The organism is Gluconobacter morbifer G707, assembly GCF_000234355.1.
In the GTDB taxonomy this organism is placed as follows: domain Bacteria; phylum Pseudomonadota; class Alphaproteobacteria; order Acetobacterales; family Acetobacteraceae; genus Gluconobacter; species Gluconobacter morbifer.
Window position 1 is genome coordinate 795,653 of the sequence record NZ_AGQV01000001.1, and the last position, 21,293, is coordinate 816,945.

Annotated in this window: 20 protein-coding genes; 4 read left to right on the plus strand and 16 right to left on the minus strand. The window is 57.1% G+C overall.

The window, feature by feature from the left end:
* Positions 1-18: 18 nt before the first annotated feature.
* The 5 genes from spt to GMO_RS03620 all read right to left on the minus strand — a co-directional run bounded on the left by spt (position 19) and on the right by GMO_RS03620 (position 5,881).
* Positions 19-1,212 carry a serine palmitoyltransferase gene (gene spt / locus GMO_RS03600; RefSeq protein ID WP_008850914.1) on the minus strand — a complete coding sequence of 398 codons (1,194 nt, stop codon included), beginning with the start codon at positions 1,210-1,212 and terminating at the stop codon, positions 19-21.
* Positions 1,209-1,463: an acyl carrier protein gene (locus GMO_RS03605; RefSeq protein WP_008850915.1), complete on the minus strand. Its 255-nt coding sequence runs from the start codon at positions 1,461-1,463 to the stop codon at positions 1,209-1,211. Before GMO_RS03605 ends, spt begins: the two co-directional genes overlap by 4 nt.
* A 115-nt stretch (positions 1,464-1,578) precedes the next feature.
* Positions 1,579-3,390, minus strand: coding sequence for a fatty acyl-AMP ligase (locus tag GMO_RS03610; protein ID WP_175282569.1), 1,812 nt, complete (start codon positions 3,388-3,390; stop codon positions 1,579-1,581).
* Positions 3,390-4,520, minus strand: a complete 1,131-nt coding sequence (locus tag GMO_RS03615) for a hypothetical protein (protein ID WP_008850917.1) — start codon at positions 4,518-4,520, stop codon at positions 3,390-3,392. The genes GMO_RS03610 and GMO_RS03615 overlap by 1 nt, the downstream gene beginning before the upstream one ends.
* Positions 4,517-5,881, minus strand: coding sequence for a lipopolysaccharide biosynthesis protein (locus tag GMO_RS03620; RefSeq protein ID WP_008850918.1), 1,365 nt, complete (start codon positions 5,879-5,881; stop codon positions 4,517-4,519). The genes GMO_RS03615 and GMO_RS03620 overlap by 4 nt, the downstream gene beginning before the upstream one ends.
* Before the next feature lie 229 nt (positions 5,882-6,110).
* Between GMO_RS03620 and alr the strand changes: the two genes are divergently transcribed.
* Entirely contained in the window at positions 6,111-7,268 is a 1,158-nt protein-coding gene (gene alr / locus GMO_RS03625) for an alanine racemase (RefSeq protein ID WP_008850919.1), read from the plus strand.
* A gap of 87 nt (positions 7,269-7,355) precedes the next feature.
* Here alr and GMO_RS03630 read toward each other — a convergent pair whose 3' ends face one another.
* A complete protein-coding gene (locus GMO_RS03630; protein ID WP_008850920.1) occupies positions 7,356-7,943 on the minus strand; it encodes an HD domain-containing protein in 588 nt (195 codons plus the stop codon).
* Between the two features lie 55 nt (positions 7,944-7,998).
* A complete protein-coding gene (locus GMO_RS14825) occupies positions 7,999-8,124 on the minus strand; it encodes a hypothetical protein (protein ID WP_280985119.1) in 126 nt (41 codons plus the stop codon).
* Between the two features lie 275 nt (positions 8,125-8,399).
* Here GMO_RS14825 and cysG point away from each other — a divergent pair, with 275 nt between their 5' ends.
* Positions 8,400-9,812 (plus strand): siroheme synthase CysG, encoded by a 1,413-nt coding sequence (gene cysG / locus GMO_RS03635; protein WP_008850922.1) that lies wholly within the window; start codon positions 8,400-8,402, stop codon positions 9,810-9,812.
* Between the two features lie 122 nt (positions 9,813-9,934).
* A complete protein-coding gene (locus tag GMO_RS03640; RefSeq protein WP_008850924.1) occupies positions 9,935-10,873 on the plus strand; it encodes a glutaminase in 939 nt (312 codons plus the stop codon).
* A 13-nt stretch (positions 10,874-10,886) separates the two neighbouring features.
* Here the strand turns inward: GMO_RS03640 and GMO_RS03645 are convergent, their stop codons facing one another.
* Positions 10,887-12,257, minus strand: coding sequence for an Nramp family divalent metal transporter (locus tag GMO_RS03645; protein WP_008850925.1), 1,371 nt, complete (start codon positions 12,255-12,257; stop codon positions 10,887-10,889).
* Positions 12,258-12,422: 165 nt separating this feature from the next.
* On the opposite strand from GMO_RS03645, the gene mntR reads away from it, so the two are divergent.
* A complete protein-coding gene (mntR, locus tag GMO_RS03650; RefSeq protein WP_050801378.1) occupies positions 12,423-12,899 on the plus strand; it encodes a manganese-binding transcriptional regulator MntR in 477 nt (158 codons plus the stop codon).
* 1 nt (position 12,900) lies between these two features.
* On the opposite strand, the gene GMO_RS03655 is transcribed toward mntR, so the two are convergent.
* The 8 genes from GMO_RS03655 to purU form a co-directional block, all read right to left on the minus strand.
* Entirely contained in the window at positions 12,901-13,719 is an 819-nt protein-coding gene (locus tag GMO_RS03655) for a DeoR/GlpR family DNA-binding transcription regulator (RefSeq protein ID WP_008850927.1), read from the minus strand.
* Positions 13,720-13,836: 117 nt separating this feature from the next.
* Positions 13,837-14,415 (minus strand): hypothetical protein, encoded by a 579-nt coding sequence (locus tag GMO_RS03660; protein ID WP_008850928.1) that lies wholly within the window; start codon positions 14,413-14,415, stop codon positions 13,837-13,839.
* A 156-nt stretch (positions 14,416-14,571) separates the two neighbouring features.
* Positions 14,572-14,763, minus strand: coding sequence for a hypothetical protein (locus GMO_RS03665; RefSeq protein ID WP_008850930.1), 192 nt, complete (start codon positions 14,761-14,763; stop codon positions 14,572-14,574).
* A gap of 400 nt (positions 14,764-15,163) precedes the next feature.
* Positions 15,164-15,346, minus strand: a complete 183-nt coding sequence (locus GMO_RS14935) for a DUF2141 domain-containing protein (RefSeq protein WP_139064377.1) — start codon at positions 15,344-15,346, stop codon at positions 15,164-15,166.
* A gap of 196 nt (positions 15,347-15,542) precedes the next feature.
* Positions 15,543-17,090 (minus strand): phytoene desaturase family protein, encoded by a 1,548-nt coding sequence (locus GMO_RS03670; RefSeq protein ID WP_008850933.1) that lies wholly within the window; start codon positions 17,088-17,090, stop codon positions 15,543-15,545.
* Between the two features lie 112 nt (positions 17,091-17,202).
* Positions 17,203-18,702, minus strand: coding sequence for a malate dehydrogenase (quinone) (gene mqo, locus GMO_RS03675; protein ID WP_008850934.1), 1,500 nt, complete (start codon positions 18,700-18,702; stop codon positions 17,203-17,205).
* 52 nt (positions 18,703-18,754) lie between these two features.
* A complete protein-coding gene (locus tag GMO_RS03680; protein ID WP_008850935.1) occupies positions 18,755-20,173 on the minus strand; it encodes an FAD-binding oxidoreductase in 1,419 nt (472 codons plus the stop codon).
* Positions 20,174-20,348: 175 nt separating this feature from the next.
* On the minus strand, positions 20,349-21,227 hold the full coding sequence (gene purU / locus GMO_RS03685) for a formyltetrahydrofolate deformylase (protein WP_040507791.1): 879 nt from the start codon (positions 21,225-21,227) through the stop codon (positions 20,349-20,351).
* Between the last annotated feature and the right edge of the window lie 66 nt (positions 21,228-21,293).

Below are 21,293 nucleotides of genomic sequence, written 5' to 3' on the forward strand. Positions count from 1 at the left end.
CTTGCATCGAGTAGAAAATCAGAGCCCGAATTCTCTGGCCAGTTTGCCAAACACGTCAACGGCCTGATCAATTTCCCGTGCTGAATGCGCTGCCATGACCGAACAACGCAAAAGAGGCCTGTTATCAGGCGTGGCCGGGGGAAGGGAGAGGTTGACGTAAACCCCATGCTCCAGGAGGGCGTTCCAGAATGCGACGGCCTGTTCAACGGTTTCAAGCGTGACAGCCACAACCGGAGAAACGTGGGAACCTGTGCTGAGACCTGCGTCCTGCAATCCCTTGTGAAGCCTTGCGGAATTTTCCTGAAGGCGTGTCCTCAGTTCGGGATGTGCCTCCATTTCATCCAGCGCAGCAAGGGTTGCTGCGATGATCTCGGGAGGCAGCGAAGCCGTGAACATATAGGGCCGGGAGCACAGACGCATGAGGTTCACGCCATCATGGTCCGTAACGCAGTATCCTCCGACCGTACCCAGGGATTTGGAGAAGGTGCCGACCACGAAATCGATCCCGTCCTCGCAGCCCTGAAGCTCAGCAACACCACGGCCATGCTTACCCAGAACCCCGAAGGAGTGGGCTTCATCGGCCATCAGATAAGCACCATGGCGCTTCTTGATGTCGACGAATTTGTCCAGCGGGGCGACATTCCCCGTCATGGAATAGATACCTTCGGCGATGATGAGTTTGGCGCCCTGATGATCTTTGACGCGGCTCAGACGCTTTTCCAGGTCGGCAGGATCATTGTGACGAAAGCGGATGACCTGTGCTCCGGAGAGCTTGGCGCCGTCATAGATGCTGGCGTGGCTGTCTGCATCCAGGAAAAGGATGTCATTTTTGTTCACGAGGGCGGAGATGGTACCCAGATTGGCCTGATAGCCGGTCGAGAACACCATGCAGTGCTTGCGATGGAAAACCTGTGCCAGGCGCTGTTCAAGCTGCTTGTGCAGGCCGAACGTACCATTGGCGATCCGTGAGCCGGTTGTACCGACACCCATGGTGCGCGCCGTTTCGATGGCGGCATCCGCAGCGTGTTTCGACTGGCTCAGGCCAAGATAGTTGTTCGTTCCGAACAGGAGCGTCTCACGTCCTTCAATGATGCCGACAGTAGCCGACAGGGGATGGTCAATGACGACTTCGAATGGATTGCGCGGGAAATGCGCGGTCAGCCCGTCATAAGCTGCACGCAACGCGGCATGCTTGGCGAAAATGTCAGTCACGCCTGGTTGGCTTTCAGCGTATGCAGGCAGACGGCCAGATCATTGATCGTCCGGATATCAGCCAGTTTGTCGAGCGGGACCGAAACGTCAAGTTCGTCTTCGATTTCCATGACGAAATTCATGACGGCAAGGCTGTCGAATGCCAGATCTTCGACGATCTTGCTGTTGCCATCGATGTCCCGGGGAACTTTCGGATTGGCAAGCAACTTGTCGATGATCATCTGCGAAATGGCGGCGACACTGTCAGTCATGAATTGGGCTCTCGGTCTCTTGAACTGTTGGGGCGGCCTTATGCGCCAAACTGCGCAGGACTGCCACCCGTTCCTGCATCTAAACTTGCAGGAACGGGCATACGGTATCGGATTGTCAGGCGGCGGACGTCGTGGTTTCCGGGTGGAGGTCGAACTGTCCGGTGAGGAGCATGGTTTTCGCCTTTGCGCGTGTCAGCTTGCCCGATGACGTCTGGGGCAGGGTACGCGGCGGTACGAGAATGACCTTGACATCGACACCGTGCTGGCGACGGAACACGCTGGCCACTTCATCCCGAAGCTGATTACGGCTGGCTTCTTCCGTCGCGCGGCACTGAACCAGCGCGACGATGTTCTCGCCGTCTTCCGTATCCATGGAGAAGACGGCCACATCGCGTGAACGCAGGGTGGGAACTTCGCTTTCCGCCGACCACTCAAGATCCTGCGGCCAGATATTGCGGCCGTTGATGATGATGAGGTCCTTGGCGCGTCCTGTGACAATGATCTGTCCTTTCAGATGATAGCCAAGGTCGCCCGTGTTCAGCCAGCCATCGGCGTCCAGGACGGCTTCCGTTTCCTCCGGGCGCCGGAAATACCCGCACATGAGGCTCGGCCCGCGCACATAGACTGTGCCAACGTGTCGTTCGGGCAGGATCCTGCCTGCCGGGTCACGGACTTCGATCTGATGGTCTGGCAAGGGAGCGCCACAGAGGACGAAGGTCCGCAGGGCATGTGTGGGGTCATTGCAGGGTTCGGCGATCCCGTTCTTTTCCAGCGCCCGCAGGTCGATCGTATCTGTCTGGATGCCGGTATCGAGTGGTGCGAAGCTGATGGCCAAGGTCGCTTCCGCCATGCCGTAGCTGGCGACGAAAGCCTTGGGATTGAAGCCGTTGGAGACGAAGCGCTCGGCAAACCCTTCGAGGATATGAGGGCGGATCATGTCTCCGCCAATGCCGGCAATACGCCAGCAGGACAGATCGAGCTCGGTCTGTCCGCTGCGTCGTGCGCAGAGTTCGTAGCCGAAGGATGGACTGTATGCGATCGTGCCGCGATTGCGGGAGATCAGATCCAGCCAGACATGCGGGCGGCGGGCAAACTCCCGGGTTGGCAGCAGATCCACGCTGAGCTGGCAGGTCAGAGGCGTCAGAAAGAAACCTACCAGTCCCATATCATGATAGAGCGGCAGCCAGGACACGCAGCGGTCATTGCGCGGGTCTTCGGCTGGATGGACTTTCAGTCCGTCACGGGCAATGGCGCGGGCATTGGCCATGCCGGCGGCCTGCGTGACGGAGACACCCATCGGGAAACGGGTGCTGCCCGAGGAGAACTGGAGATAGGATAGATCTGAAGAACGGATTTCCGGTAGGTCGACATTCGCTTCCGCGTGACGATACAGGTCAGCGGGAGAGCCGCCAAAAACCAGATCCAGCCCGTCCACGATGTCTGAAGTCCAGCTGCCGATCACGTCCGGAACCACCACAGCCCGTGCAGCAGCGCTTTCAACCATGCCGCGCAGGGTTGAGACGTAGCCTTCCCGTCCTCCAAAGGCGACGGGCAGAGGCAGAGGAGCTGGGACAAGGCCCGCATACTGACAACCGAAGAAAATGCGGGCAAAGTCCCCGTCACTTTCTGCCACGATGGCCACGCGGTCTCCAGCCGTGAGTCCCAGACCCAGCAGGCGCCGCGCCATGGACTGCGCCTGCTCGCGAAGGGCACGATAGGGCAGTGCCTCGAGAAGCTGTCCGCGGCCTGAGTAGATGTTGAATCCACTTTCACCTTGGGCTGCGTAGTCGAGCGCTGCGGCAAAGCTGGAGAAGTCCCCGTAGCGCCGGGTCAGGCCCGAGCGGCTGGGCGTGGGGGCGGAAGGGGCGGTGGGGTTCTGGTTGGCCTCGGTCAAACCTTGACTAGCTCCATTTGGATCGCCGGACATCAGGCGGCCCTTTGCAGAAAATCAACGATGGCATCCGCAGCGGCGGGGGCCGTGGGCTCGTCGCCTAGAGTCTCGAATGTCTCTAATACATATTGACGCTGGGTCTCAAGAAAACGTGGATGGGTTTCGAATGCCCGTTCGATTTCAGCGCCGGGGTCAGCCATTCTGTCCGTTACCGGACCGAGCGTCCATGACAGATAATTGGGATCGTTCTGCCATTTTGCATGATGGGCATTCAAAAAAAGACAGGGACGCGGGCGAACCATGAATTCCGCGACTTGGCTGCTGACATCGCCCATGTAAAGATCAGCCGCCATTGTGTAGGTCATGTCAATGCTGCGTTCGCTTCCAGGGTCTATGATCATATGGGGAAAGCGTCCGTATTCCTGTTTCAGAGCCTCTCCTTCCTTGCGCCGGTTGTCAAAGAGGCGGAAATGGGGCGCAAAAATCAGGTTATAGCGGTCTTGATGGGCAAAGAATTCAAGAATACGAGGACCCATTGAGGACCAGGATGAAAACCGCTTCAGGAAATGCGGATTATACAGGATCGTAGGCCGGTCATTATCGAAAAGCTTTGGCCGATGGGCTTCGAGTCTGCGGACCAGATCGAATTTCGCATAGGTGCCCCGATGATAAAAACCGGAGCGAATGATCTTTTCACGTAGCATTCGCTGCTCCACTTTCCGGCCCGGAACCAGCAGGAAGTCAAATTTCCTGAGGTGTCGGGCAAAACCGATAGCGCGATCGCCCGCGCCGTGTCCGGTCCAGATCATGCGCGGATGCGTAACTCCCATGTGGCGGAGTTGCAGGGAGGTAGCTTCGGGCACGATGATGGCGTCAAATTTCTGGAAATAACGCCGGGCGAGAAACAGGCCCATCAACCGGTCTATCACACGCAGACCATGTTTTTCGATTCTCTGTCTCTGACGTGGAGAGAGAGGCAGCAGATCGAACTGCACCCGGGCCTCTGGGTACAGGCTTGCAAGCGAGCGCGCGAGTTCCATGTGGCTGATGGTCAGGCAGGACACATGCACCGCGACGTCGGGATGGCGTGCGGACATCTCCAGCGCGACTGGCAGGGCATGGAGAGTCTGGTGTCGCTGGGCGATCAGGGGAAAAGCGACCTTCATGCCGTGGCCTGTCCCTGGCCGGTGGCGCGCAGAACAAAGAAGAACTGTGTCAGGATCAGAAGCGTGACGCCGGCGAGGGTTGCCGGTCCAACGCCACTCAGCCCGTAGCGGTGAACCATGAACAGAAGAGCCGGCAGGAAAAAGAAACACTCGAGGCAGCGCGCCTGGATAGCGGAACCTGAACGGTTGATGGTGAAAAGCAGCGGCTCTAGCGGCAGTCCCCACACCGTGACCACTTCGGCCGCAAGCAGCCAGAGCGTCACCGGCATGGCCTCCATCGCGCCCTTGTGGCCGATATAGAGCTGAAGCAGTGGCTGGCCTGCGAAGAAAGTCAGGAGAAGAAGAGCGGTACCGATACCACCAGCTGCAAGTGCGACCTGCCCTGTCAGACGGTAAAGCCGTTTCATGGCCCGGTCACGGCGCAGGCGAGCCATTTCCGGATAAACGGTGGTCTGGATCAGGGTTGCAGGTTTTGCGATGCCTGAGGCGATCTGACTGGCAATGCGATAATACCCGGCGCTTGTCGGGCCTACGAAGGCACCGACGACAAGTGTGCCGATATGCCCGAAAGCCAGCGCTAGAGTAGAATTCAGATTGGTGTTGACAGCAAAGCGCCAGATACCGGGATAGGATGCAAAGAACCGCCGGTTCCAGAGTTCCGGCACGATGCTGCGCATTTCATGGAAAAGGCCCCGGATCAGGTCACGGCGATGCATTTCGCGGGCCGCCATGAAGAAAATTGTCCCCCATGCCACCATTTCCGCAAGGATCCAGACCGTCGCCAGTCCCGCCACGGACGCGAAACCCAGTCCCAGAGTCGCCGTACCGATGACCCGAACGATGGTTGCGACCGTGCTCTGGGCGGAAAGCAGGTCATAGCGGTCAAAAACCCGCAGCAGCCCAGTGGGGGTGGCAGACGCCATGAAAAGGATGGATACGCAGTAGATCACACCGATAACATGGATCTGTGAAGGCCAGCCCAGTGCAGTCATGGCCATGATGCTGATCAGGACCCCGCCTGCAAAGCCGATCAGCCCGCCGCAACTGTCGAGCAGGAGGCTGAAGGCCACGATCCGCTGAAAGCCGCGGCGATCACCGTTTGTCAGGGGGCGCAGGCCATAGTGAAGCACCGTCTGCCAGGACTGGAAGTCCACGACATCGCCCATTGTCCGTGCAAAGGCGTACATCATGGCCACCAGGCCGAAATTGTAACTGCCCAGCAGATGGGTTGCCATCCAAACATGCACGAGGCTGAGAGGGGCGTTGACCGCCCGGCCTCCCAGCAGGACGCCGAGATTGCTCATGACCCGCCGGACACCGCCGGCTTTGAGGGGGGAAGATGACGTTATGTCGTCTGACATCAGTTTCCGGGAACTTTCCTGATGGTCCTAGCGTTGCGATAGGTTCGCCAAGAAATAGGCTTTCGCGCGGAAATCGGAACTCACGTTTTATGACGGAACGTTGCAGTTTCCTGCCGCGCAGCGCCAGGATGTAAGAAAAGTACTGTGATTACAGGCTTTTCTATGGCCCAGAACCGTGTCTAGATGAAGGCTGCTTCCCAAGTATGATCAAGAGCGGACAGCCCCATCCATGAAGAAAACCATTCCTGATGCAGCGTCGGCACGGGCAGGGGCCTGGCTGACAGTCGATCTGGACGCCATCAGTGCCAATTATGGTCTTCTGAGCAGGATGTGCGCTTCCGCCGAGTGCGCTGCAGTCATCAAGGCAGACGCTTACGGACTAGGAGCGGAACGTATCGCTCCGCTCCTGGAAGGGCAAGGCGCACGGACATTTTTCGTGGCACATCTTGATGAAGGGATCCATCTCCGTACCATTCTGCCGGAAAGACGCATTTTTGTTCTGCACGGTTTCATGCCGGGCTGTGCCGCCACAATGGCAGATCATGGCCTGCTGCCGGTGCTGAATGACCTGTCACAGGTGGAGGAATGGAAAGCCCTCTGTGCTCTGAAAGGACAGGCGCTTCCAGCGGCATTGCAGGTTGACAGCGGTATGTCCCGTTTTGGCCTGTCTGAAGCGGATCTCGAGAACAGGGCCCAGTTCGAGGGACTGTCACTGCACCTGATCATGAGTCATCTGGCCTGTGCGGATACACCCGATCATCCCGCCAATGCCCGCCAGCGGCAGCGTTTCTTGGAGATGGCGGCTTTTTTTCCGAGGATTCCGCGTTCGCTTTCCGCATCATCCGGAATTTTCCTGGGGCCAGAGTATCATTTTGAACTGACCCGTCCGGGCGCGGCGCTTTACGGTATCGCTCCACAACCGGGCAACCGCTCCCTTTCTCCTGTGCTGGGGCTGGATGCGCGGATCGTTCAGATCCGCACGGTCAGGGCGGGAGAGCGTGTCGGATATGGCCTGACATGGGAAGCACAGGAACCAACCCGGATTGCAACGCTTGGACTGGGCTATGCGGATGGATTTTTCCGGGCGCAGGCGGGGGAAGCGTCGGTCTGGCACGGATCGAAACGACTGCCAGTCATCGGGCGTGTTTCAATGGACAGTATCTGCATTGATCTAAATGCGGCTTCTGAAAGCCTTGAACCTGGCGATGTTCTTTCAGTAGTGGGGCCTTGTCAGGACGTGGATGCACTTGCTGCGTCTGGAAAGACGATTGGATATGAGGTGCTGACTTCGCTGGGAAGCCGTTTCCATCGTTTCTATAAGCAGAGCCAGAGGGATTTGCAGAATGATAGCCGTCCGGCTGTTCGCGCTGAAGGAGCAGACGGCTGATCTCTGGCAGGCGGAATATCTGCATCCGGACGGCAAACAGGGCTAAGGCTGGAAAGGTGCTGCCGGTCAGGCCGGGGTTGTCGTGCTTCAGTCTGCCAGCAACGCCCGTGTTCCATGCATGTTGCGTTTTGTCGCCTGATCGAGAATGTCCCGGATCTGACGTGTCAGTGTCGAGTGGTCTGTATATCGGCGACCGTAGGTAAGATTGAACGCGTAGTCGAAATCGGAAGGGTTCTGACCGGTGTTGTGCTGACTGATGGTTTCGATTTTATCGAATGCCTTGGCAAGGCGTGCCTCGGGTGTGGAGGCTGCTTCATATTCGTCCCACAGGGACAGGAATTCGTCGCGAAGAGAAATAGGCAGGGATTCCATGATGACCAGAAGGTCTTCGCGTTCCTGAACGGACTTGTTCGCGGATGCCAGGACGGAAATGGCGGGAATATCGCCGTGGATGGCTTCGCCCAGATCATGGATGATGCAGATTTTCAGGAGTTTCAGCAGATCAATGTCCGGCATCTGGTCAGCGAACGTCATGATGAGCAGGCAGAGCGCCCAGCTATGCTCGGCCGTGCTTTCTGACTGGCCACCAAGGGTGTAGGTCCGTCTCAGGACATCCTTGAGGCGCGTGGCTTCCCGCATAAAGTCCAGACGTTTTGTAATGTCGTCTGACGTCATGTCTCAGTATCCTGTCCAATGTGTCTGATACGGCATGGGAAAATGGCTCCCTGTCCTACATAACCAGGGCATAAAGTGTCAGATAGGCGAGTAGAACAGCGATGATCAGTACAGCAAAGACCGCGATGAAACCGGGGCCTTTCTGAAGTGAGCGGATGAAGTCCACGAAAAATTTGGCCATGCGGGAAATCTCCGGTCCCGGAAGGGCGAGCATCAAGGATCAGGCCTGCCCTTGCTGTTTGGTCGGAAATTGATCCTAGCATCAAACTGACATTGGGTCGCCCCATGGCTGTTCATATTTGTCAGGAAGTCGCGGGAATATGGATTTTTCGCGATGTCGGAGAAAGGAAAGCCCGGATGGCGCTGATCCCTTCATCTCTGTGCCTGTCCGGATTATCCATAGGGCCATGAACTTTTCTTCCGCAGTGCCGACCTTTCAGATCGGGGATACGAACCATGACATCCACTGAGAACGGCACAGGCTGGTTTCCTGTTTCCCTGCGCCTGAAAGGGGCGCGGGTGCTGTTGGTGGGCGGTGGGGAAATTGCGGCCAATAAGGGAAGGCTGCTTCTGGACCATGGCGCGCGTATCGAAATTCTTGCTGACAGGCTTGGGCCGGTTGTTCGAGGGTGGGTTGAAAGTGGACAGGCCCTGCATGTCGGGGACCATGCCAACGCGGAGAACTTGCAGGCACTGCTGCCGGGAAGCCGTCTGGTTTACGCCGCCACGGATGACCGTGCCGTGAACCGGCAGGTCGCGGCCATGGCAGACCGTTTCAATATCCCCGTCTGCGCGGTGGATGATCCGGAACCTTCCAGTTTCATTACCCCGGCGCAGATCCGGCGTGGCGTGGTGCGGGTGGCAATCTCGACTGGCGGGGCCGCGCCGGTGCTGGCCCGGCGACTTCGGGAGCGGATTGAAGCCCAGTTACCCCTCGGAACCGCTGCCCTTGCGGATTATATGCAGACAAGGCGGGTGCGCGTTTCGGGGCGGTATCCTGATGTGCGGATACGCAAACGCATCTGGGAAGACTTTTTGGATGGACCCGGTGCCGAGGCAGCTTCTGCGGGAGAAGACAACCGTGCGGATACCATTCTTGAGGCGCTTCTCGCCAATCCCGTCCGTACTGGGGAGGTCTGGCTGGTTGGGGCAGGACCGGGCGATCCGGACCTGCTGACGCTCAAGGCGTTGCATCTGATGCAGAACGCGGATTCTGTACTTTATGACAATTTGCTGTCCCCGGATCTGCTGGAACTCGTCCGCCGGGACGCGGAAATGGTGTTTGTGGGCAAGCAGCGGGATCGCCATGCCTTGCCACAGGAAGAGATCAATCAGGAAATGATCCGTCGTGCTAGTGCCGGGGAGCGGGTCCTGCGCCTCAAAGGGGGCGATCCTTTCATTTTCGGACGTGGCGGAGAAGAAATCGAGGCGCTCGTTGGCGCTAGTGTGCCATTCCGCCTTGTACCAGGGATTTCTGCGGCCAATGGGTGTGCGGCATATTCCGGTATTCCGCTGACGCATCGTGACTGCGCGCAGGCCTGTCTTTTCGTCACGGGTCATGCCCGTGCTGACGGGAGGTTGGATCTGCCATGGAAAGATATGGCGGACCGCCGCCAGACCGTCGTGATCTATATGGGAATTTCCACACTGGAGCAGCTTGTCACGGGGCTGAAGGAACAGGGGCTACCCTCTGACTGGCCCGTTGCCATCGTGGAGCGTGGCACCCAGCCTGCCCAGCGTGTGCTGACTGGAACGCTGGATGACATTGCCGCCCGCACCCGGGATGAAGGGGTGAAATCTCCGGCGCTTGTCATTATCGGGCAGGTGGTGAGGCACCGTGTGATTTCGCCCGTCGCCCTGACGAACTGAACCGCGGAAGGTATGCATTCAATGCATACCTTCCGGCATGCCATGAGGGTTGCGGGAAGAGGGAGTGGCAGAGAAAGGTAATCTCTCTGATCGATCATCTCCCTGAAAAGACCGGTTTTTCCATGACACAGATTGCTGACATTATCGCTGCTATTGCAGAAGAAATGCGCATAGCAGCCGAGCGAGGAACTGTCGCAAGCTATATCCCGCCCCTCGCACGCGTGGATCTGGGACGGTTCGGCATGGCGGTTATAGATGCAGACGGTCATTGCCATATTGTGGGAGATGCTGATGAGCCGTTCTCCATCCAGAGCGTTTCCAAGGTCTTTTCGTTCAGCATGGCCCTGAACGCGATGGGGGAGGAAATCTGGGCGAGGGTCCGTCAGGAGCCGTCAGGCAGTCCGTTCAATTCCATTGTTCAGCTTGAAAGCGAATTTGGCATTCCCCGCAATCCGTTTATCAACGCGGGGGCCATTGTCGTGGATGATATCCTTGTTGCCCGGTATGGCAAAGACGGTGCGCAGAAACGCCTGCTGGATTTCCTTCGTTCACTGGTCAGTGCGCCAGATGCTATCCAGATGGATCGGGATGTGGCGCGACAGGAAAAGGAAACGGGTTTCCGCAATATCGCTCTGGCCAATTACATGCGGACGTTCGGCAATATCCGCAATCCGGTCGAAGACACGCTGGACTTCTATTTTCATCAGTGTGCGCTCACGATGAGTTGTCGCCAGCTAGCGGAGGTTGGCACCTACCTGATGATGGAAGGACGTAACCCCCGCACGAAGGAACAGGTTGTCACGCCCCGCCATGCGCAGACCGTTCTCGCGCTTATGATGATGTGTGGTCATTATGACGGGTCAGGGGCGTTCGCCATTCGTGTCGGGTTGCCGGGAAAATCAGGCGTGGGCGGTGGGATTCTTGCCGTGGCGCCGGGTATCGCCTCCATTGCGGTGTGGTCACCGGGGCTGAACGCGCAGGGCAACTCCCTGCTGGGGACGCGGGCTCTGGAACGTCTGGTACAGCAGACTGGCTGGTCTGTTTTCCGGCCTTCGTATTGAAAGTCGGGGCTTTTCAGCTGGACAGGGTATCGTAAAGCAGCTTGAAGTTCAGGAGAAGAATGAAGGCTGCTACACTCCATGATAGTAGGCGTATGGCGGGTGAAATGACGAATTCTCCCATTTTTCGTTTGTCGGAAACGAATTTCACCAGAGGAATGACTGCGAAGGGTAACTGAAGCGAGAGGATGACCTGACTGGCCAGCAACAGCATGCCAACGCCCTGATCACCGTACAGGACTGTCACGATGGCGACCGGGATGATGGCCAGTCCCCGGGTCAGGAGGCGTCGGGCCCAGTGCGGGATCCGCAGCCGGAGGAAGCCTTCCATGATGATCTGGCCCGCCAGAGTGCCTGTAACGGTGGAATTGGTGCCGGCTGCGAGAAGAGCCAGTGCAAACAGGGTAGAGGCCATTCCCAGCCCAAGGATGGGTGACAGAAGTCGATAGGCATCCTCGATTTCCGCTACCCCCTGATGACCGGTTGTATGAAAGGCCGCGGCCGCGACGACGAGAATGGCCCCGTTGATGAAAAGAGCCAGCATCAGCGCTATCGTACTATCCAGCGTGGACCAGCGGATGGCGTCCCGTCGTCCGGCAGGCGTGCGCTCGTAAGCGCGTGTCTGAACGATTGAAGAATGCAGATAAAGATTATGCGGCATGACGGTTGCGCCGATAATGCCGATGGCAATGTACAGCATGGACGGATCCGTCACGATCCCGGTTGGCGGTAACAGGCCGGCCAGTACGTCTCTGACCGGTGGGGCCGCGGCCACAACCTGAATGCCGAAACAAAGCGCGATGATGCTGAGCAGGACGATTACGAAGGCTTCGAGGTACCGGAAACCACGGTTCATCAGAAGAAGAACGATCAGCGCATCGAAAATGGAGAGTAGCGCTCCGCCCAGCAGAGGAAGGCCAAAAAGAAGCTTCAGGGCTACTGCCGTACCAATTACCTCTGCAAGATCACACGCAATGATCGCCAGTTCGCAGGCCAGCCACAGGACGATATTGAGGGCAGGATGAAAATGATCCCGGCAGGCCTGTGCAAGATCGCGCCCCGTTGCAATGCCCAGGCGGGCGGAAAGCGCCTGCAACAGGATGGCCATCAGGTTGGATAGCATGATGATGCTCAGAAGCGTGTAGCCGAACTGCGCCCCACCCTGAAGGTCCGTCGCCCAGTTACCCGGGTCCATATATCCGACAGACACCATGTAGCCCGGGCCGACAAAAGCCAGAAACCGCCGGAACCATGACGCGCCAGCGGCAGGAACCCGGACGGATGCAAAAGCTTCCGGCAGGCTGGGGCGGTCTTCGTCCGTGTCTCGGGAAAAACGCCAGCCCGAGCCAGAAGCGGAGTTATCAGACGGGGAAGGTTGGCTGGACATAAGGATGACATTCTTACGGAAAGCAATGAAATATTCAATATGCTATATATCTGAAGGGCAGATATTGCCGATGGAAACGGGAAGCGGGCCAACCTGACTGGATCACAAGGAGAGAATGTTTTATTCCCTCGCGAATATTCAATAAGGAATATGGAGCGATACGGAATGCGGCGCACGGAACCTCTGGCAGATGCCATGCCGGACATAGAAATCCAGTCTGAAGGGTTCCGGGTTAATCGCGCGGCGCGGCGCAGGGTCTTGGTTGAGGATTATGTGGAACTGATTTCGGATCTGCTCGCGGAAGGACGGGAAGTGCGGCAGGTAGATATTGCCAGCCGGCTTGGGGTCTCCCAGCCAACGGTCGCCAAGATGCTGAGCCGCCTTTCAGCGGAAGGATATGTGACGCAGAAGTCTTACCGGGGCGTTTTTCTGACTGAGGCCGGACAGACAATGGCCCGGAAGGCCCGGCGCCGTCATCGCCTCGTGGAGGAATTTCTGCTTGCACTTGGGATCAGTCCGGACAACGCCCGGATCGACGCCGAGGGTGTCGAGCATTACGTTGGTCAGGAGACCCTGGCGGCTTTTGAAAAAGCAATTGCCGGTGGTCTGCATCAGTTCATGCGTAGCCTACCCGAGACCTAGATCAGGTACAGATTTCGAAATTCACGCCTTCGCCTGTCAGTTCCTTGCGAATGGCGGGTTTGAGGTGAGAGTCTGTCAGGACCAGATCGAATTCCGAGAGGGACGCAAGCCGGTGCAGTCCGCCCTTTCGGAATTTCGTACTGTCCACCAGCAGGACACTCTGATCTGCAATTTCCATCATGGCGCGTTTGACTTTCACGACGTCCTGATCGTTCTGAAAGGCCGTGGCGTTGTGTATGACCGATGTGGAAAGAAACATCGTATTTGCCCGCAATGATTGTGCCGCCTGTTCACAGACCAGCCCGAAAAAGGCGTTGCGTGGTGGATTATAGTCCCCGCCGAGGCAGATCAGTTTCAGGTTCGGATAGGGAGACAGCGCCTGCACCACGCCAACCGCGTTGGTAATGATAGTCAGGGGTGCCAGCGCCGGAAGCAGGGGTAGCATGGCGGCAACCGTTGTGGAGTCGTCCAGTACAAGAACCTGTTCCGGCTGGATGATGGAGACGGCCCGCTGGATGATGGCGTCCTTGAGATCCGGAGCGCGGGAGCGCCGGAAATTAACGGTTTTCTGCGTTACGACGCGGTTGCGCAGGACGATGCTGCCATGCAGCTTGTCGATCAGTCCCTGTTCCACCAGTGCATGTGCGTCACGATGGATGGTCATGCGGCTGACACCAAAACGGTCGGCCAGATTTTCGATCGTGGCTGTTCCGGTTTCCAGAAGAATATCTAGGATCTGCTGCTGCCGGGCAGAATTGTCTCTTCGTCTTCCTCCGGGAAAAGCCACAGGAGAAATCGCGGAGCCCGGACTGTCAGTCATCTGTCAGTTTGATCCTTCAATCAGGAACGCGACATGCGTTCCGGAAAACATCACAGATATATCAGATGAGAATGTGATTGTAATGTTCAGAAAATACCATTCCGGATATTCCACCCTTCAGGCGTGGTCCGGTATTTCCACCAGTGGAGTGGGTTTGCGGGAATCGGGACAGTTTGATCCGGCATACTGGTTCATCAGGTTGGAGAGACGTGCGGCAAAGTGGTCGCGGTCATTCGCGATGCGCGCCCCTTCTGTTTTTCGTGCCGTATTGGGCTGGGCCAGCAGGGCTTCGGCATAATCCGTTTCGCGCTCGGCTTCCGCGTCAGCCAATGCCGAGAGCGGAATGAAATGGGCAGGCAGCGTAATCTGCTGGTTCCTGCGCTGGCTTGCGTCAGATCCAATTTCGAGAACAGGTGCCGTTCCCATTGTGCTGACGGAAAAGGATCTGCTCCGTGTATAGGAGCCTGTAAGCTGAACCCGACCGGAAATCATAGGTACGATCGGGTACGGGGTTTTCTGGGTACACTGGAAAGGGCGGATATTCGCATCGAAATGGGCCATCTGAATCGGAGACAATTCCTGGATGCGGGATGTGCCGCTCGCACCTGTTTTGGCGAGATCGGCCTGAATGCTGGCGATGGCCCTGCTGACCGTTACCATCTGACGGGGATGAATGGAACAGCCGCTCAGGACCATAGAACATGACAGAATGAGAGCTGATGGAATCCGCGTGAAGACCACTCATGGAAAACAGGGAAGACAGAGCGGCTGCTCTTCGGGTCAGACAGCTTTCATTTCCGCCAGCAGGGTGTCGAAATTCTCTGTCTGTGGTGAGAGGCTGTGGATTGTCAGTCAGTTCTGGCGACTGAACAGCCCATAGGCTTCATCGGCGATTTGCATGAACGTGGCCCATGGCATGAATGTCCGCGCGCTCCACGTGTTGAAGAAGATTCCCAGTCGGTTATAGCCGACCAGTGCGATGGCATGCCCTCCTGCCGGCGTCCGGTCCGTGATCGAATTAGGCTCAACAGTTGTATCTGTCACGAATTCAGGAACATTCAGCGTAATAGTTGTTACGGATCTGTCGCGTGTGATCGTACAGTTTGTCAGATCTCCAATGCCGTTCCGGTCGTGAGAAGATGCAGAACGTTCCGCCGGCCCCGGTCATGCATTGTTGAAAATTCTGGGTTTGAGGAGGGAAAACAGATTGGTCATGCTGATCTCCGACACAGAAAACCGCCTAAAAGGCGGTGTCCAAATATTTTTCTGAAAATATCGTAAGCTGACGGATATGCAGGCTGATCTGGTTGTTTGTGCCGTCGGTCTGATGACATAGGGTGAAATTTCCGCGCACCAAGAAGGAAGATGCGTCAAGAAGAAAGAAGAGCCGGAATTTATGTCATTCCTTAATCGTAATTTTATGGTCTGCCCTTGAGACTGACAGTCAGTTCCACTGCCTGGTCTTCCGCTGTGAATGCTGCGCTTTGGAAGAAGGGTGGTCCCCATGTTGTGGCCGGATTGCGCGAAAACTAAAAGGTCCGCGCGGAACACCCAGAAATCCCCGATCCAGTTTTCCATTGCTGTTTCGGTCCTGAAAGACCTGAACGGCATAAATTCCTGGTCCTATGTCTGGAAACCGGACGCGAACCGAGCCTTTTCTGCAGGAACGGACTGCGCATCATGACAGGATATATGCAGGAATTCAGCTCGCGGGCAGACGGCAATCCGGATTGCGCCAGTTGCATCAGGAACATCCTGTACCGTCACTGCCGGGGGTGCTGCATGGCTGACTGAAGATCAGGAACAGCGGAAACACTGGTCATTCAAGCATGTGCCAGATCTTCCATCAGAAGGTCTGTACTGATCCGTGCGCCCTCGAAAATAACCGGCAGACCGCTGCCGGGATGTGTGCCTCCACCTACGATATAAAGATTGGGAATGTCATTGAAACGGTTATGAGGGCGGCGATTGAGCATCTGCCCCAGATCATGCGAAAGGTTGAAGACGGCGCCGCGATGGACGTCATGCTCCGTTTTCCAATGTTGTGGCGTCATAATTTTTTCAAACCGGACATGCTCGGGAATACCGGTAAAACCGGCTTCTTCCAGACGCCGATAGGCCATTCCGCGGGCCTGTTCCTGCGTTTCCGCCCTCCATTGCAGGCCATTCTCGTGAAGATTGGCGACCGGCATCAAAACATACAGCGTGGAACATCCCTGAGGTGCAAGGGAAGGATCTGTTACACATGCGTTCTGAACGTAAAGGCTGGGACGGGAGGGAAGGGCCCGGCCAGCATCTACGCGGGCGAAATTGTGGTCATAATCATCAGAGAGAAAAATCGTGTGGTGGGCATGGTCGGAAAACGCGCGGTCAACCCCCAGATACATCATGAACGTCGAGCATGAATAACGGCTGTTCGCAATTTTGATATCGCTCCAGGAAGGACGGGCATCATTTGCGACGAGTTGTCTCATGCCATGTGCGAAATCTGCATTCATGACGACGGCATCAGCAGGTTCGATACCATAATCCGTGACCACACCCGCTGCTTTTCCCTGTTCCAGATGGATGTGCTGAACGGGTGTGCTGAATCGGAAAACCACCCCGAAATTTTCCGCTGCCTCCTGCATCCTATCCATCACGGTGGCTGTACCCCCGACGGCATGAAAGATACCGAATTCATGTTCCATGTAGCTTAGGATCGTGAACAGGCTGGGACATTGGTAAGGCGACATGCCCAGATATTTACTCTGGAATGAGAAGGCCAGTCGGGTGCGCGGATCGTGGAAATAGCGTGCCAGATCCTGATCCACCGTCCGAAACGGCCGCATCATGGGAAGCGTATGAAGCATGTCAGGGCGCAGAAGGTCACGCCATGAATTGAACGGTCGTTTCAGGATCGGTGCAAAAACGTCAAATTTCTCGCGGTTGTCTCGTAACCATGCATCAATGTTGGCAGCATCCGCCGGGCTGATTTTCGTGGCGATTTCCTGCTTCATGCGGGTGAGATTGCTGCTGATATCCAGCGTCGGGCCATTTTCGTAAACAAGCTGATAGCAGGTCGCCAGCTTGCGCAGGGTGATGTTCCGTTCGAAATCCAATCCGCAATCTCTGAAAATATCCTGCAGGATTTCAGGATAAAGGAAGAATGTCGGTCCGATGTCGAAGGTATATCCCTGAGCGCGGATGCGACCCGAGCGACCACCGGCCTGTGCATGGCGCTCATAAACCGTGACCTGCGCGCCCGCATGCCCAAGTTTCATGGCGGCCGCCAGTCCGCCAGGGCCGGCTCCGATGATGGCGACCCGTCGTCCTGTCAGTGAGGCCGCCTGATCAGAGGAAATCCGGGATCCGGGGAAGAGAGTCGCCATTGCTGCCTGCCGTCGTCTGTCCTGTCGAAATATATCATAACATGACAGGGGCGGTCTTGCCGAAAGGCGCGACAGGGGGAGGGGCTCTTCAGTCAGTTCCTAAGGCCGGATATCAATCCTGAACGATCTGCAATGCCGTGGCGGTCTGTCGTCTCAGGTCGTTGCACAGGCTGGCATCCGATTTCAGGTCTGTTCCGTAAGCCGGGAAAAGGTCTTGCAGGCGTGGTAGCCAGTCATTCTGACCCAGACGGTTCCTGAAGCAGGTCTGGACGACTTGCAGGGCGATCGAGGCGGCGATCGACGCACCCGGCGATGCTCCCAAGACTGCGACAAGAGACTGGTCAGCACTACGGACCAGTTCTGTTCCAAATCTGAGGACGCCACAATGGTTTCCCTTGTCCGGTTTGATGATCTGCACCCGCTGTCCGGCGTTGACCCTGGTCCAGTCCCCTTCGCGGGCGGACGGGTAGAAGTCCAGCAGCGCCCTGTAACGCTCATGGTCCGTCTGGAGAACCTGTTGGACAAGATACTTCACCAGAGGCAGGTTATCGCATCCTGCGGTCAGGGCAGGCAGGATATTGTGTGGCGTGAGGGAGCGGAAATAGTCCGTCCACGAGCCAGATTTCAGGAATTTCGTTGAAAAACCGGCATAGGGTCCGAACAGCAGGCAGGATTGTCCGTCGATGACGCGGGTATCGAGATGGGGAACGGACATCGGCGGCGCACCAACGGGCGCTTTGCCATAGACTTTGGCGTGATGCTGGCTCGTAATGGCAGGAACGGTACAGCGCAGCCACTGCCCGCTGACGGGGAAACCGGCATAGGATTGGGCCTCAGCAATTCCGGATTTCTGAAGCAGAGACAGGGTTGCGCCACCAGCACCCAAGAAGACAAAGCGGGTCAGGACCGTCGTGGAGCGGTTATCCACGGTATTGCGGGCAGTTACACGCCAGCGGCCATCTTCCGTGCGGCTGATGTCCGTGACGGTGTGATTGTAATGGGCCGTAAAGCCGGAAGTTGTGTGAAGATGGTTCGTCAGGATACGGGTTAGGGCGCCAAAATTAACGTCTGTTCCGCTTCTGACGCGCGTCGCCGCGACAGGAGGCGATCCGTCGCGTCTCGCCATGGTTAGCGGCGCCCACTGCGCGATGACGGCACGGTCTTCGCTGTATTCCATGTCATGGAAACAGTGATGGGCTGACATGGCCTCGTACCGGGCCTTCAGAAAGGCGATATTTTCCTGACCCCAGACGAGACTGATATGAGGGCAGGGGGAGATGAACTGTCCGGGATCGGGGATAAGGCCCGTGCGGACCCAACTGGCCCAGAGCTGGCGGGAGATGTCGAATTCGGTATTGACGGACAGGGCGCGGGAAATGTCCACACTCCCGTCCGCACGCTGGGGTGTGTAGTTCAGCTCGCAGTAACCGGCATGTCCCGTGCCAGCATTGTTCCATGCCCTTGAGCTTTCAAGTCCGCTTTCCGCCAGTCCTTCGAACATCGCAATGGACAGGGAAGGGTCCAGATCCCGGATGAGGGCACCAAACGTGGAACTCATGATACCCGCTCCGATCAGAACGATATCAGGACAGGAGGCGGATTTCAGAGGCATAAGATCAGATGTTCCGTATGGCAGTCACAGGAGCTGAAAAGTCTCCTGTTTTCTATCCCCTGTAAACCGGTCCGGCTGGCAGAAGTTTACCGGGGTTCAGAATGTGGCGCGGGTCCATAGTGTCTTTCAGTGCCCGCATGACGGCCAGCGTTCCGGCGCCATGTTCCGTCTCCAGAAAATCGAGCTTGCCCATGCCGACACCATGTTCCCCGCTGCATGAACCATCAAGGGACAGGGCGCGGGCGACGATTTTCTTGTCCAGTTCCCAGGCGCGGGCATGACCTTCGGGCGTATCATCCGTGATGATCAGGGTGTGGAAATTGCCGTCTCCCACATGACCGAGCAGGGGAGCGCGCAGTCCCGACGCCTCGATATCCTGATGAACGCCTGCAATCAGTTCCCCGAGGCGTGAGATTGGTACGATGCAGTCCGTGGAAATGACGCGGGCCTTCGGGTCGATGGCCTTGGCGGCCCAGAAAGCATCATGCCTGGCTTTCCACAGACGATTGCGTTCCTCGGGGGTGTTGGCCCAGGCAAAGGACAGGCCGTTATTGGCCGCCGCAACAGCTTCTGTGGCGGTGACCTGTTCCTGTACGGCGGCGGACGCACCGGCGAATTCGAAAAACAGGGTTGTGAGGGGCTGATATTCCTCCAGCTTCGAATAGCGGATGCTGGCGTCCATCTGCATGCTGTCCATGAGTTCGACGCGATTGATCGGAATACCGCATTGGATGATCTCCATGGCGGTCAGGATAGCATCGTCGAGCGTCTCGAACTGGCAGACTGCAGCGGAAAGTGTTTCGGGGCGACCATGCAGACGCAGCTGGACTTCCGTAATGACGCCCAGCGTCCCTTCGGAGCCGATGAAAAGGGATGTCAGATCGTATCCGGTGGAAGATTTACGTACGCGGCCACCTGTACGAATGATTTCTCCTGTCGCCAGAACCACCGTCAGCCCGAGGACATTTTCCTTCATCGTGCCATATCGCACGGCTGCGGTGCCGGAGGCGCGGGTGGCGCACATGCCACCGATGGTCGCTTCGCCGCCCGGATCGACAGGGAAGAAGAGGCCGCTGGCCCGGATCTCCGTGTTCAGGGTCTGGCGTGTGATGCCTGCCTGTACCCGGCAGTCCAGGTCTTCCGCATTGAGCTGGATGATGTCCGTCATTCGGGAAAGGTCGAGACTGATGGCATGTTCGGGAGGAACAACGTGCCCCTCCACGGATGTGCCCGCACCGAATGCGACAACGGGAACGCGGTGGTCATGACAAATTGAAAGTACGGCTGAGACATCGTCCGTGCTTTCAGCAAAAATGACGGCTTCCGGCAGGAAGGCCGCGTTCATCGCCTCTCCATGACTATGTTCTTCGCGAACCGAAGATGCAGTGCTGATCCGATCGGCCATCTGCCCGTGCAGGCTTGCCAGAGCCGCTGCAAGACGTGCGGAAGCAGATGAAGAACTGTCAGGCATTGTGAAATATCCGGGAAGAAAATGATGACGTCAGGAAATATTCTCTTAATCCGTATGCTGATTTGCGCAATCCCTTAACGGGCTTGGTATCAGGAATTGTTCGACGTTCCGTTCTACCCGGCATGGCGGTTTATGGTGAGACGGCAATTATCCTCAGGTGCGCCGAAGAAAAGGATCAGGGGGTGAAAACGATGGTCTTGCTGCCGTTTATGAGCGTGCGGCGCTCGATGTGATAACGTACGGCCCGGGCTAGGACCCGGCGCTCGATATCGCGTCCCTTACGGATCAAATCACCCGGTGTGTCGGCATGGGAGATGCGTTCCACGTCCTGCTCGATGATCGGCCCCTCATCCAGGTCATCCGTAACGTAATGCGCCGTGGCCCCGATCAGCTTTACTCCGCGGGCGAAGGCCTGGTGATAAGGGCGTGCGCCCTTGAAACCGGGGAGGAACGAATGGTGGATGTTGATGCAGCGGCCGGACAGGCGCGCGGAAAGATCTTGGGAGAGAACCTGCATGTAACGGGCCAGAACGACGAGTTCAGCGCCCGTTTGTTCAAAAATGGACCAGATCCGGGCCTCCTGCTGGAGCTTGGTCTCTTTCGTAATGGGAAGATGATGAAATGGAATGCCGCAGAAATCGAGGTTGGCATAGGTTTCGGCGGAATGGTTGGAAATGATCCCGACAGGCTCGATTGGAAGCTCGCCAATCCGCCAGCGATACAGCAGGTCAACGAGGCAGTGATCGAATTTTGAAACCAGTAGCAGAACTTTCAGGGGGCGTGCCCGGTCATGCAGAGACCATTCCATTGCGAACTGAGCCGCCAGTTCCGTGATCTCCATTATCAGACGCGTCTCATCCGCATCATGCGGAGCGATCTCGAAGACAATCCGCATGAAGAAAGAGGTACTGGTCCTGTCATCATACTGCTGGGCTTCCGTGATGTTGGCTTTCAGTTCGGCCAGCCGGCTGCTGATGGCCGCGACGATGCCCGGGCGGTTCGGACAGGATAGGGTCAGGATATATGTTGCGCAGGAAGGGGAAACGGTTGTCATGGTGTAGGAAATACCCCGGAGAAGGAGGATCGAAAGGGCGCGTAATGTCCGAAGACAGTCTGAGCG